The organism is Streptomyces sp. NPDC006552 (assembly GCF_040611655.1).
GTDB lineage: Bacteria > Actinomycetota > Actinomycetes > Streptomycetales > Streptomycetaceae > Streptomyces.
On record NZ_JBEXOS010000081.1, the window covers coordinates 16,925 to 30,476 of the forward strand.

Sequence of the window (13,552 nt, forward strand, 5' to 3'; positions counted from 1 at the left end):
TCGCCCTGTAGGACGTGCCGGCGGCGCGGAACTGACCGTTCCCCCGTCGTGATCCCCGTCACTCGGGCGGCGCGGCCTGCGCGGCACCGGCCGCCGTCGCCACCAGGTCCAGCAACTCGTCCCGCAGGACGGCCAGTTCGGCCGGGAGCGGTGTCCCGTCCCGCACCGCCTGCGCCCGCCGCCACGCCAGCGCCGCTTCCAGCAGCGGCCGCAGCCGCGGCCACCGCCCGGCCGCCCACTGCGCCGCCTGCGCCTTGTCCGCCAGCTCGCCGGTGGTCAGGGTGCGCAGGGCCCGGCAGGCGGTCAGCACCAGATAGGCGTGGCCGCCCCGGTGGCGTACGTCCGGCGCCCAGTCCCGCAGCCCCGCGACGGAGTCGATGAGCGCCGTCCGCAGCTCCTGCGGCTCCGCGGGGGCCAGGGCCTCTCGTGCCGGACGGCCCGCCAGCGTCAGGCCCGTCGCGCGGACGAGAGCCCGGGTCAGCGCCCAGCGGGGCAGCACGCGCGCGAGGTGCGCGGGTTCGCCGGGGGAGAGGACGAGCAACGGTTCGAGGAGGCCACCGGCGAGCGCCTCCGCGGGCAACGTCAGGTCCAGCCGGTCCCGGAACCCGGGATGGGCCCGCAGGACACGGGCCTCGACGGCCCGCACCTCGGCGACGCCCAACCCGGGCCGGTTGTCGGCCGCCGATCCGCCGGGGCTCGGCGGCCCGGGCCGGGTGCCGGCACCCGACTCTCCAGAGGCCGGTCCCAGGTCGCCGTCCACCCCGATCAGCACGTCCACATCGCTGACCCCCCGCTCGAACGACCCCGTCGCGGCGGACCCGTACAGCCACACCCCCACCATCCGCTCACCCACCACCGGCGCCACAGCCGTCAGCAGATCGGGCAGCAACCGCCGCACACTCACCGGCACCCGGTCCTCGGCCTCTCGGTCCACACGCATGCTGGAAGACTAAAGACCCCGGCGGGTCCCGCGCTGTCGTACCCCACCGCTACCGTCGGATCATGGCGAAGCAGCAGGCGCAGGCCGCCGCCCGGCCGATGGCGGTGCTCGAAGGGGTCCTCGAGCGCATCACGTACGCCAACGAGGAGACCGGGTACACCGTCGCGCGCGTGGACACCGGCAGAGGCGGCGGCGACCTGCTGACCGTCGTCGGCTCGCTGCTCGGCGCGCAGGCCGGCGAATCGCTGCGGATGGAGGGCCGCTGGGGCTCGCACCCCCAGTACGGCAAGCAGTTCACCGTCGAGAACTACACGACGGTGCTGCCCGCCACCATCCAGGGCATCCGCCGCTACCTCGGCTCCGGCCTGGTCAAGGGCATCGGCCCGGTCTTCGCCGACCGCATCACCCAGCACTTCGGCCTGGAGACCCTCGACATCATCGAGCAGGAGCCGAAGCGGCTGATCGAGGTGCCCGGACTCGGCCCCAAGCGCACCAAGAAGATCGCCGACGCCTGGGAGGAGCAGAAGGCGATCAAGGAGGTGATGGTCTTCCTGCAGAGCGTCGGTGTCTCCACCTCCATCGCCGTGCGCATCTACAAGAAGTACGGTGACGCGTCGATCGGCGTCGTGAAGAACCAGCCCTACCGGCTCGCCTCCGACGTGTGGGGCATCGGCTTCCTCACCGCGGACCGCATCGCCCGGTCCGTCGGCATCCCGCACGACAGCCCCGAGCGCGTCAAGGCCGGTCTCCAGTACGCCCTTTCGCAATCCACCGACCAGGGCCACTGCTTCCTGCCCGAGGAGCGGCTCATCACCGACGCGGTGAAGCTGCTCCAGGTCGACACCGGCCTGGTCATCGAGTGCCTGGCCGAACTGGCGCTGCCCGACGAGGACTCCGGCGAGCCGGGCGTCGTGCGCGAGCAGGTGCCGGGCGAGCACGGCGAACCGGTCACCGCGATCTACCTCGTCCCCTTCCACCGGGCCGAACTCTCCCTCTCCGCCCAGCTGTCCCGGCTGCTGCGCACGGACCAGGACCGGCTGCCCGCCTTCCACGACGTGGCCTGGGACAAGGCCCTCACCTGGCTCGCCGGACGCACGGGGGCCGAGCTGGCGCCGGAGCAGGAAGAGGCCGTCAAGCTGGCGCTGACGCGGAAGGTCGCGGTGCTGACCGGCGGGCCCGGCTGCGGCAAGTCCTTCACCGTGCGCTCGATCGTGGAGCTGGCCCGCGCGAAGAAGGCGAAGGTGGTCCTTGCCGCGCCGACCGGCCGCGCCGCCAAGCGGCTCGCCGAACTCACCGGCGCACAGGCCTCCACCGTCCACCGCCTCCTGGAGCTGAGGCCCGGCGGGGACGCCGCGTACGACAAGGACCGGCCGCTCGACGCCGACCTCGTGGTCGTCGACGAGGCGTCCATGCTCGACCTGCTCCTCGCCAACAAGCTGGTCAAGGCCGTCCCGCCCGGCGCCCACCTGCTCTTCGTCGGCGACGTCGACCAGCTGCCGAGCGTCGGCGCGGGCGAGGTGCTGCGCGACATGCTGAGCGAGGGCAGCCCCGTCCCCGCGGTGCGCCTGACCCGGATCTTCCGCCAGGCCCAGGAGTCCGGCGTGGTGACCAACGCCCACCGGATCAACTCCGGTACGCCGCCGCTCACCCAGGGCCTCAAGGACTTCTTCCTCTTCGTGGAGGAGGACACCGAGGAGGCGGGCCGGCTGACGGTCGACGTGGCGGCGCGGCGCGTCCCCGCCCGGTTCGGGCTCGACCCGCGCCGCGACGTGCAGGTGCTCGCCCCCATGCACCGCGGCCCGGCCGGCGCCGGCACGCTCAACGGGCTGCTCCAGCAGGCGATCACGCCGGGCCGCCCGGAGCTGCCCGAGAAGCGGTTCGGCGGCCGGGTCTTCCGGGTCGGCGACAAGGTCACCCAGATCAGGAACAACTACGAGAAGGGCGCCAACGGCGTCTTCAACGGCACGGTCGGCGTCGTCACCTCCCTCGACGCCGACGAGCAGCGGCTGACGGTCCTGACGGACGAGGACGAGGAGGTCCCGTACGACTTCGACGAGCTGGACGAGCTGACCCACGCCTACGCCGTCACCATCCACCGCTCGCAGGGCAGTGAGTACCCATGTGTGGTGATTCCGGTCACCACGGGCGCCTGGATGATGCTCCAGCGCAATCTGCTCTATACGGCGGTGACCCGTGCGAAGAAGCTGGTGGTCCTGGTCGGTTCGCGGAAGGCTCTGGGGCAGGCCGTGCGCACGGTTTCGGCCGGCAGACGCTGTACCGCGCTCGATTTCCGGTTGTCCGGCGGGAACCTTCAAAAATTTTGATCGATCAAATCCGTCGCGAAGGTCACACAGCACTTCCGGAACCAGGGCGAAGGGGGCAGGATGAGCAGGTTGGCGGCACTGAGTGCCGCCAATAGGCCCAATGGTCGACCCCGAGTGCACTCTGCTGGGCCAAGTGGGGGATGGTAGAGACAGTCAGGGCACCTCGAAGAAGAGGCACTACGTCGGTGAGGGACGAGACGTGAGCGAGCACACCAACAACGCTGTAGTACTCCAGTACGGCGATGGCGAATACACCTACCCGGTGATCGACAGCACCGTCGGCGACAAGGGCTTCGACATCGGCAAGCTCCGGGCCCAGACAGGACTGGTGACCCTCGACAGCGGATACGGCAACACCGCCGCCTACAAATCCGCGATCACCTACCTGGACGGCGAAGAGGGCATCCTGCGCTACCGCGGGTACCCGATCGAGCAGCTGGCCGAGCGCTCCACCTTCACCGAGGTGGCGTACCTGCTGATCAACGGCGAGCTCCCCACCGTCGACGAGCTCTCCACCTTCAAGAACGAGATCACGCAGCACACCCTGCTGCACGAGGACGTCAAGCGGTTCTACGACGGGTTCCCGCGCGACGCCCACCCGATGGCCATGCTGTCCTCGGTCGTCTCCGCGCTGTCCACCTTCTACCAGGACAGCCACAACCCCTTCGACGAGAAGCAGCGGCACCTCTCGACGATCCGCCTGCTCGCCAAGCTTCCGACGATCGCGGCGTACGCGTACAAGAAGTCGGTCGGCCACCCGGTGGTCTACCCGCGCAACGACCTCGGCTACGTCGAGAACTTCCTGCGCATGACGTTCTCGGTGCCGGCCGCCGAGTACGACCTGGACCCGACCGTGGTCTCGGCGCTCGACAAGCTGCTCATCCTGCACGCGGACCACGAGCAGAACTGTTCGACGTCCACCGTGCGCCTGGTCGGCTCCTCGCAGGCCAACATGTTCGCGTCGATCTCCGCGGGCATCTCGGCCCTGTGGGGCCCGCTGCACGGCGGCGCCAACCAGTCGGTCCTGGAGATGCTGGAAGGCATCCAGGCCTCCGGCGGCGACGTCGACACCTTCATCCGCAAGGTGAAGAACAAGGAAGACGGCGTGAAGCTCATGGGCTTCGGGCACCGCGTCTACAAGAACTTCGACCCGCGGGCGAAGATCATCAAGGCGGCGGCGCACGATGTCCTCTCGGCGCTCGGCAAGTCCGACGAGCTGCTCGACATCGCGCTGAAGCTGGAGGAGCACGCGCTGGCCGACGACTACTTCGTCGAGCGCAAGCTCTACCCGAACGTCGACTTCTACACCGGCCTGATCTACCGGGCCATGGGCTTCCCGACCGAGATGTTCACGGTCCTGTTCGCCCTCGGCCGGCTGCCGGGCTGGATCGCCCAGTGGCACGAGATGATCAAGGAGCCCGGGTCGCGCATCGGCCGCCCGCGCCAGATCTACACCGGCGTCGTCGAGCGGGACTTCGTCCCCGTCGAGCAGCGCTGAGCCGCTGCCGCTGAGGCGGCGGCCGCCTGGAGCGGCGGAGAGCGCCCCGCTGTCGATCCCCCCACGGGTCGACAGTCGGGGCGCTCTCCTTTTCCCGGTGCGGATTCCCCCCACGGGATCCGGCCGGGCGTCTGTGGCCGCGTCGGCCGCCGGAACACGTACGCACGGGTGGGCCGCTCAAGCTCCCCGGTGCACGTGCCCCGGCCAACGCAGTCGGTCCCGTCCCCCAAGACGGTCCCGTCCGACACCGGAACGCCCCCCAAGACGTTCCTGCATCGCCTCCTTAGACTCACGGGACCGGCAAAGGGTTACGTTCTCACCGCTGTGATCTGCGTCTCTTGCTTATGTCCCGTGTGTACGCAAGAGACCCGAATTGTAGAAGTGGGCCTCGTGCGTGAGAGTGCTGCAATTGTGCCGTGTGGATTATGTGGAGGTCCAGGCCTGGCTAGATGAATCTGCGAAGTCGCGGACCGTTTGTCACCACAAATACCGAAGAGAACGCCATTGTGACCCCCGCGATCCTCGGATTCGGCAGCCCGGCGGCGGTCAGCGAGCGCCGAGGAGTTCGTACCCGGCCTCGTCGACGGCGGCGCGCACGGCCTCCTCGTCGAGCGGGGCCGCCGAGACGACGGTGACCTTCCCGGAGGCGGCGACCGCCTGGACGGAGGAGACACCGGCGAGCGCGGACAGCTCCTCGGTCACCGCGCCCTCGCAGTGGCCGCAGGTCATGCCCGAGACCTCGTAGACCGTGGTGACGGCGCCCTCGGCGGCCGGGGCGGCGGCCTCGCCGTGGCAGGCGCCGCCGCAGCAGCCGCCTTCGGCGGGCGCGGCCGCCGCGGCCTCGGCGCCGATCTGGTGCAGCTCGGTCTGGGCGCTCATGTCGTTCTCCTTGCTCGAAGCCGAAGGGCCGGGTGGCGGGCCACGCGGCCGGGTACCCCAGGTACCTCCTGACCCATCCGACCTTATACCCCTAGGGGGTACACCTCCAAGGAGGATCGCGGCCCGGCACCATGGCCTGCGGAGCCCGGACCGTCCGGGGCCGTCAGGGAGATCGAGGTGGACCGATGCGCGCCGTCGTGTTCGAGCGGTTCGGTGGGCCGGCCGGGGTGCGGGAGGTGCCGGACCCGGCGCCCGCGCCGCACGGTGTCGTCGTGCGGGTCGAGGCGACCGGCCTGTGCCGCAGCGACTGGCACGGGTGGCAGGGGCACGACCCGGACATCGTGCTGCCGCACGTACCCGGGCACGAACTCGCCGGAGTCGTCCAGGAGAGCGGCGCCGAGGTGCGCCGATGGCGGCCCGGGGACCGGGTGACCGTCCCCTTCGTCTGCGCCTGCGGGAGCTGCGCCGCGTGCGCGGCCGGGGACCAGCAGGTGTGCGAGCGCCAGACGCAGCCCGGCTTCACGCACTGGGGCTCCTTCGCCGAGTACGTCGCCCTCGACCACGCCGACGTGAACCTGGTGGCGGTGCCGGAGGGGATGGCGTTCGGGACGGCGGCCGGGCTCGGCTGCCGGTTCGCGACCGCGTTCCGCGCGGTGGTGCGGCGCGGCCGGGTCGCGGCGGGGGAGTGGGTCGCGGTGCACGGCTGCGGCGGCGTGGGCCTGTCCGCGGTGATGATCGCGGCGGCGGCCGGGGCCCGGGTGGTGGCCGTGGACATCGCGCCGGGCGCGCTCGAACTGGCCGCGGGGTTCGGCGCGGCCGCCTGCCTGGACGCGTCCGCGGTGGACGACGTGGCGGCCGCCGTACGGGAGCTGACCGGCGGCGGTGCGCACCTGTCGCTGGACGCGCTGGGATCGGCGGCGACCTGCGCGGCGTCCGTCAACGGGCTGCGGCGGCGCGGCCGGCACGTCCAGGTCGGGCTGCTGCCCACGGACCCGGTGGTGCCGATGGGGCGGGCGCTCGCGTGGGAGCTGGAGCTGATCGGCAGCCACGGGATGGCCGCGCACGCCTATCCGGCCATGCTGGAGCTGGTGCGCGGCGGTGTGCTGCGGCCCGAGGCGCTGGTCACGTCGGTGATCCCGCTCGCGCAGGCGGGCCCGGCGCTCACCGCGATGGGGACGGCGCCCGGGGCGGGCGTGACGCTGATCGAGCCGTTCGCGCGCTGAGGGCGGGGCGCCCGTCGGACGGGCGCCCCGGACGGCGTGGGTCACCGTCAGTCTCTCTCGCGGCCCCGGTTGCGGGGGCGCGAGGCGACCCAGCGGCGGACGGTGTCGGCGTACCAGAACGGCTTGCCGTTCTCCACGTGGTCGGGGGGCGGCAGCAGACCGTGCTTCCGGTACGAGCGGACGGTGTCCGGCTGGACGCGGATGTGCGCGGCGATCTCTTTGTACGACCAGAGCCTGCGGTCGGTCATCGGTGGCTCCTCCCTGGAGGGCGTCGCGACGGCGGCTCGGGGGTGGCCGCCGGCGATCACTCACCCTGCGCCCGGAGAACGATGCGCGCCGAGACGAGGGAGGGCTTGTGGGACCCCTGTGACGCAGAACCCGCGTAGGGCGGACATGTGTGGCAAGAGCGGGGCTTTTGTGACGTGAGCGTTGCAAAAAGGGCGCGTGGCGGAGGCATGAACCGGTGCGTGCCGGGACAGTCCCTTACGGACGACCCGCAACGCACCCGGCCCGCGCGCAGCCGCCGGCGCCTACACGCCGCACGAACGGAGATAACCCCGGGTGCGGCGGGCGATCGGCAGCGGCACGTCCGGCTCGCACGGGTACATGTCCTGCTCGACGATGGCGAAGAGGTCGACGTCGAGGCGGGCGGCGGCGTCCAGCACGGGCGCCAGCTCCGGTACGCCGCGCGGCGGTTCGCACATCACGCCCCGGGCGACGGCGGGCCCGAAGGGGGTGCCCTGCGCGCGCACCTCGGCGAGCACGGCCGGATCGACCTGCTTGAGGTGCAGGTAGCCGACGCGTGCGCCGTACGTCTCGATCAGCTTGACGCTGTCGCCGCCGCAGTACGCGTAGTGCCCGGTGTCCAGGCAGAGCGAGACGAGGGCGGGGTCGGTGGCGTCGAGGAACCGGGCGACGTTCTCCTCGGTGTCGATGTGGGTGTCGGCGTGCGGGTGGACGACGACCCGCAGCCCGTACCGCTCGCCGACCTCGCGCGCGAGCCGCTCGGTCCCGGCGGCGAGGTGTCCCCACTGCTCGGCGCTGAGCGTGGCGTCCTCCAGGACCGCACCGGTCTTGTCGTCCCGCCAGAAGGAGGGGATGACCACGAGATGGCGGGCGCCCATGGCGTGGGTGAGGGCGGCGATGGACGCGACGTGGTCCCAGGTGCGCTCCCAGACGGCGGGTCCGTGGTGCAGCCCGGTGAAGACGGTGCCGGCGGAGACCCGCAGGCCGCGCCGCCCGGTCTCCTCGGCGAGCACGCGCGCGTCGCTCGGCAGATACCCGTACGGGCCCAGCTCGATCCACTCGTAGCCGGCCGCGGCGACCTCGTCGAGGAAGCGCTGCCAGGGAATCTGCCGGGGGTCGTCGGGGAACCAGACGCCCCAGGAGTCGGGAGCCGAGCCGATGCGGATGCGTGCTGTCCGTGATGTCCGGGTCGTCATGGCACCAGCCTCACGGGACCCCGGAAAAGGTGTCAAGGCATGGTCCGAATGTCAGGACAAAATGTTGACAGGGGGGTGCGAACGGGACTAGATCTGGCAGCAGGCCCGCCCGCCGCGTCCCGCCGAACGTCTGCGTCACGTCTTCGTCGAAGGGAACCCCGTATGGTCCGCGCCGCGTTCGACCTGATCACGATGGGGCGGATCGGGGTGGACCTGTATCCGCTGCAAGCGGGCAGAGGACTCGCGGACGTGTCGGCGTTCGGCAAGTTCGTCGGGGGGTCGTCGACGAACGTGGCGGTGGCGGCGGCCCGCCTCGGAGTGCGCACGGCGACGATCACGCGGACGGGGCGGGACCCGTTCGGCGACTATCTGCGCGCGGAGCTGGCCCGGTTCGGCGTCGACGCGCGCTGGGTGACCCCGGTCGACGGCCTGCCCACCCCGGTCACCTTCTGCGAGATCTTCCCGCCGGACGACTTCCCGCTCTACTTCTACCGGCAGCCCAAGGCGCCGGACCTGGAGATCACGGCGGACGAACTCGACCTGGAGGCGGTGCGGGACGCGCGGGTCTTCTGGGTGACGGGGACGGGGCTGTGCGCGGAGCCCAGCCGGGGGGCGACGCTGGAGGCGATGGCGTACCGGGCGCGTCCGGCCGCCGGTTCCGCCGGTTCCGCCGGGGAGACGGTCCTCGACCTCGACTGGCGGCCCATGTTCTGGGAGAACCCCGGGTCGGCCCGCCCGTACTACGAGGAGGCGCTGCGGCACGCGACCGTCGCCGTCGGCAACGTGGACGAGGTGGAGATCGCGACGGGCGAACGGGAGCCGGTGGCGGCGGCGCGCGCCCTGCTGGGGTTCGGGGTGCGGCTCGCGGTCGTCAAACAGGGCCCCCGGGGTGTCCTGGCGATGACGTCCGACGGGCGGACGGCGCGGGTGCCCCCGCTGCCCGTGGACGTCCTCAACGGGCTGGGGGCGGGCGACGCGTTCGGCGGGGCGCTCTGCCATGGGTTGCTGGCCGGATGGGAGCTGAGCCGGGTCATGCGGTTCGCCAACGCGGCCGGGGCGATCGTGGCGTCGCGCCTCGAGTGCTCTTCGGCGATGCCGGTGCGGGGGGAGGTGGAGGCGGTGCTGGCCGCCGGTGTGGTGCGGGGTGGTGGGGAAGCGGCGTCGGGGGGTGCTGCCGGTGTGGTGGCCCCGGGGCGGTTCGTGCCCGGCGATGGTGTTCGGCCTGATGAGGGCAGTGGTCCGGCGTTGGGGGGTGCTGCCGATGGGACGACCCCGGGGCGGTTTGTGTCCGGTGATGGTGTTCGGCCTGATGAGGGCAGTGGCTCGGCGCTGGGGGGCCGCCACCCTGCCGCTCCAGGCGGCAGCTTGCCCAAGGCGGGGGCGGGGGCGGGCCCCGCGACGGGAGGCGTGGGCGGGGCCGCACCCACGGCAGACCGGGCGGGCGGCCCCGCCCTCACGGCACACCCGGCCGCACCTGGTCGGCGGGCGGCTTTTGGTCCGGGCGGGGCGCCGGGGGCGGGCCCTGCCGCGCGCCAGGTCGCTGCCGGCCCGCCCGGGGCGCGGGCCGTTCTCGATCCGTCCGATCTGCGGGCACTGGCGCGGCTTCGGGCCGTGCGGCCCGGGGCCGTCGCGGAGGCTGCCTCGCGGCGGGAGCGGCGGGCACTGTTGCCGGGGGCCGAGGCCCGGCTGATGATCGTCGCCGCCGACCACCCGGCCCGCGGCGCGCTGGCCGCGGGGGACCGGCCGCTCGCCATGGCCGGCCGCGCCGACCTGCTGGCCCGGCTCTGCCTCGCCCTGTCCCGGCCCGGCGTGGACGGCGTCCTCGCCTCCGCCGACGTCCTCGACGACCTGCTCCTCCTGGGTGCCCTCGACCACAAGGTCGTCATCGGCTCGATGAACCGCGGCGGCCTCGCCGGCGCCTCCTTCGAACTCGACGACCGCTTCACCGGCTACGCCCCGGCCGACCTGCACCGCCACCGCTTCGACGCCGGCAAGCTCCTGCTGCGGCTCGACTACGACGACCCGACCGGGGGCACCGTCCGCACGATGGAGGCGGCGGCCCACGCGGTGGACGCCATGGCCGCCCGCGAACTGCCGGTCTTCGTCGAGCCGTTCGTCACCCGCCGCGACCCGGGCACGGGGCTGCTGCGCAACGACCTGAGCCCGGACGCGGTGGTCCGGTCCATCGCCGTCGCCTCCGGCCTCGGCGGCTCCTCCGCCTACACCTGGCTGAAACTGCCGGTCACGGACGACCCCGAGGCGATGGCGCGCGTCATGGAGACCTCCACGCTCCCCGCCGTGCTGCTCGGCGGCGACATCAAGGACGGCGACCAGGACGCGGCGTACGAGAAGTGGCGCGCGGCGCTGCGCCTTCCCACCGTGCAGGGCCTGGTGGTGGGACGTTCGCTGCTGTACCCGCCGGACGGGGACGTGGCGCGGGCGGTCGACACGGCGGTAAGCCTGTTGTAGGCCGGGTACCCGCGACCCCGCCCTCCGGCCCCGACCCAAGGAGGAAAACACAGGGATGACGTACCTCCCCCACGGCACCGCGTCGGACGGCCCGTACGCCCTGCTCGTCGACCCGGACAAGACCGGGCTGCCCACCTGGTCCCGGGCGGCGCTGCGCGTCCTCGAACTGGCGCCGGGCGAACGGCACGTCCTCGACACGGGCGACTGCGAATGGATCGTGCTCCCGCTGACGGGCGGCTGCGCGGTGGACGTGGACACCCGGGCCGCGCCGGCCCCGGCCACCGAGACCCCCGCCACCGAGACCCCCGCCACCGAGACCCGGCGTTTCGAACTGCTGGGCAGGGCAGACGTATTCAGCGGCCCGACCGACTTCGCGTACCTACCGCGCGACAGCCGCGCAGAGATCGCCTCCGGCGCGGGAGGCCGCTTCGCCCTGGCAGGAGCGAAGTGCGGGCGACGACTCCCCGCCCGTCACGGCCCCGCGCCGGAGGTACCCGTAGAGGCGCGCGGCAGCGGCACGAGCGCCCGCCAGGTCCGCAACTTCGCCGCCGCCGACACCTTCGACTGCGACCAGCTGATCGCGGTGGAGGTGATCACCCCGGGCGGCAACTGGTCCTCGTACCCCCCGCACAAGCACGACGAGCACCGCCCGGGCGTCGAGACGTGCCTGGAGGAGATCTACTACTTCGAGATCGAGGCCGCCCCCACCGGCACCCCCGGGTACGGGTACCAGCGGGTGTCCCCGTCCCGCCCGGGCGGCACCGACCTCCTCGCGGAGGTGCGCACCGGCGACGCGGTCCTGGTCCCGGACGGCTGGCACGGCCCGTCGATCGCCCAGCCGGGGCACGCCATGTACTACCTGAACGTGATGGCGGGGCCAGGACAGGAACGGGAGTGGAAGATCTGCTTCCACCCCGACCACGCGACGGAGGGATACAGGTGACGCCACCCGCACCGGACCCGGCCAGGCCCGGCCCCGGCGCCGGCACGGTCCGGCTCACCACGGCCCAGGCCCTCGTCCGCTTCCTCACCCGCCAGTACACCTCCCGGGACGGCGCCCGCACCCGCCTGATCGGCGCCACCTGGGGCGTCTTCGGCCACGGCAACGTGGCGGGCCTCGGCCAGGCCCTCGTGCAGTACGGCGACGAGATGCCCTTCCACCAGGGCCGCAACGAGCAGGCGATGGTGCACGCGGCGGTCGGCTACGCCCGCCAGCGCGACCGCCTCTGCGCCCACGCCGTCACGACGTCCATCGGCCCGGGCGCGACCAACCTGGTCACGGGCGCGGCGCTGGCCACGATCAGCCACCTGCCCGTGCTGCTGCTCCCCGGCGACGTGTTCGCGACGCGCCCGGCGGACCCGGTGCTCCAGCAGCTGGAGGTGCCGTACGCGGGCGACGTGTCGGTCAACGACTGCCTGCGCCCGGTGTCGAAGTACTTCGACCGCATCGCGCGCCCCGAGCAACTGATCCCCGCCGCGCTCCAGGCGATGCGGGTGCTGACCGACCCGGTGGAGACCGGCGCGGTCACGCTGGCGCTGCCGCAGGACGTGCAGGCGGAGGCGGCCGACTGGCCGGTGGAGTTCTTCGCCGAGCGCACGTGGCCGGTCCGCCGGCCGCGCCCGGAGCCCGCCGAACTGGCGGCGGCCGCCGCCGCGGTCCGCCAGGCACGGCGCCCGCTGCTCGTCGCGGGCGGCGGCGTTCACCACAGCGGCGCGGAGGAGGCGCTGCGGGCCCTCGCGGACGCGACCCGCATCCCCGTGGCGTCCACGCAGGCGGGCAAGGGCGCGCTGCGCCACGACCACCCGGCCGACGTGGGCGGCATCGGCCACACCGGCACCGCCACCGCCGACGCGCTGGCCGCGGCCGCGGACCTGGTGATCGGCGTGGGCACCCGGTACACGGACTTCACGACGGCGTCCGGCACGCTCTTCGCCCGCCCCGGTGTCCGCTTCCTGAACCTGAACGTCGCCGCCTTCGACGCGCACAAACTGGCCGCGCTGCCGCTGGTGGCCGACGCGCGCGAGGGCCTCACGGCGCTGACCGGTGCCCTAGGGGGCCACAGCGCGGACCCGGCGTACGTCGCCGAGTACACCGAGGGCAAGGAGCGCTGGGAACGCGCCGTCGACACCGCCTACGCCCCCGGCAGCGGTACCGGGCGGCCGACGCAGGCCCAAGTCCTCGGCGTACTGGAGGAGTTGGTCACGGACGAGGACATCCTCATCAACGCGGCGGGCTCCCTCCCCGGCGATCTGCACAAGCTCTGGCGCACCCGCTCGCGCGACCAGTACCACGTCGAGTACGGCTACTCCTGTATGGGCTACGAGATCCCGGCGTCGATCGGCGTCGCGCTCGCCGCGCCCGGCCGGCCGGTCTGGGCGCTGGTCGGCGACGGCACGTACCTGATGATGCCGACGGAGCTGGTGACCGCGGTGCAGGAGGGCATCCCGGTGAAGGTGGTGCTGCTCCAGAACCACGGGTACGCCTCGATCGGGGGCCTCTCCGCGGCCGTGGGCGCCGAGGGGTTCGCGACGGCCTACCGGTACCGGGACGAGGAGAGCGGCGCCTACACCGGCCCGCCGCTCCCGGTGGACCTGGCGGCGAACGCGGCGAGCCTGGGAATGGACGTCCACCGGGCGGAGACCGTCGCGGAGCTGCGTACGGCGTTGGGGGGGGGGGGGGGGGGGGGCCCCCCCCCCCCCGGGGGGGGGGGGGGGGGGAAGGGCGGCACCCGGATGGGGGGGTTATGTAGTTTGCGCCTGAGTAAACGACTACACTC

9 protein-coding genes and 1 pseudogene are annotated in these 13,552 nt (G+C 72.9%); 6 read left to right on the top strand and 4 right to left on the bottom strand.

The window, feature by feature from the left end:
* Positions 1 to 58: 58 nt before the first annotated feature.
* On the bottom strand, positions 59 to 940 hold the full coding sequence (locus tag ABZY33_RS31935; protein WP_356495204.1) for an aminoglycoside adenylyltransferase domain-containing protein: 882 nt from the start codon (positions 938 to 940) through the stop codon (positions 59 to 61).
* Between the two features lie 62 nt (positions 941 to 1,002).
* Here ABZY33_RS31935 and ABZY33_RS31940 point away from each other — a divergent pair, with 62 nt between their 5' ends.
* Both ABZY33_RS31940 and ABZY33_RS31945 read left to right on the top strand, forming a co-directional pair.
* Complete coding sequence (locus ABZY33_RS31940; RefSeq protein WP_356495205.1) at positions 1,003 to 3,264, top strand: ATP-dependent RecD-like DNA helicase; 2,262 nt, start codon at positions 1,003 to 1,005, stop codon at positions 3,262 to 3,264.
* Between the two features lie 199 nt (positions 3,265 to 3,463).
* The gene (locus tag ABZY33_RS31945) at positions 3,464 to 4,762 is read left to right on the top strand and encodes a citrate synthase (RefSeq protein WP_356495206.1); all 1,299 of its coding nucleotides are present in this window, start codon (positions 3,464 to 3,466) and stop codon (positions 4,760 to 4,762) included.
* A gap of 546 nt (positions 4,763 to 5,308) precedes the next feature.
* Here the strand turns inward: ABZY33_RS31945 and ABZY33_RS31950 are convergent.
* The gene (locus tag ABZY33_RS31950; protein ID WP_356495207.1) at positions 5,309 to 5,641 is read right to left on the bottom strand and encodes a heavy-metal-associated domain-containing protein; all 333 of its coding nucleotides are present in this window, start codon (positions 5,639 to 5,641) and stop codon (positions 5,309 to 5,311) included.
* Positions 5,642 to 5,826: 185 nt separating this feature from the next.
* Between ABZY33_RS31950 and ABZY33_RS31955 the strand changes: the two genes are divergently transcribed.
* The gene (locus ABZY33_RS31955) at positions 5,827 to 6,864 is read left to right on the top strand and encodes an alcohol dehydrogenase catalytic domain-containing protein (RefSeq protein ID WP_356495208.1); all 1,038 of its coding nucleotides are present in this window, start codon (positions 5,827 to 5,829) and stop codon (positions 6,862 to 6,864) included.
* Positions 6,865 to 6,911: 47 nt separating this feature from the next.
* Here ABZY33_RS31955 and ABZY33_RS31960 read toward each other — a convergent pair whose 3' ends face one another.
* On the bottom strand, positions 6,912 to 7,112 hold the full coding sequence (locus ABZY33_RS31960; RefSeq protein ID WP_356495209.1) for a MerR family transcriptional regulator: 201 nt from the start codon (positions 7,110 to 7,112) through the stop codon (positions 6,912 to 6,914).
* A 282-nt stretch (positions 7,113 to 7,394) separates the two neighbouring features.
* Entirely contained in the window at positions 7,395 to 8,306 is a 912-nt protein-coding gene (locus ABZY33_RS31965; protein ID WP_356495210.1) for a sugar phosphate isomerase/epimerase, read from the bottom strand.
* A 162-nt stretch (positions 8,307 to 8,468) separates the two neighbouring features.
* Here ABZY33_RS31965 and iolC point away from each other — a divergent pair.
* From iolC to iolD, 3 genes and pseudogenes are all read left to right on the top strand, one after another.
* Positions 8,469 to 9,431 (top strand): annotated as a pseudogene (gene iolC / locus ABZY33_RS31970) (5-dehydro-2-deoxygluconokinase); the annotation flags it as partial.
* Between the two features lie 1,399 nt (positions 9,432 to 10,830).
* On the top strand, positions 10,831 to 11,718 hold the full coding sequence (gene iolB, locus ABZY33_RS31975; RefSeq protein ID WP_356495211.1) for a 5-deoxy-glucuronate isomerase: 888 nt from the start codon (positions 10,831 to 10,833) through the stop codon (positions 11,716 to 11,718).
* A partial coding sequence (iolD, locus tag ABZY33_RS31980; RefSeq protein WP_356495212.1) for a 3D-(3,5/4)-trihydroxycyclohexane-1,2-dione acylhydrolase (decyclizing) occupies positions 11,715 to 13,552 on the top strand: 1,838 nt, incomplete at its 3' end. The genes iolB and iolD, both read left to right, overlap by 4 nt.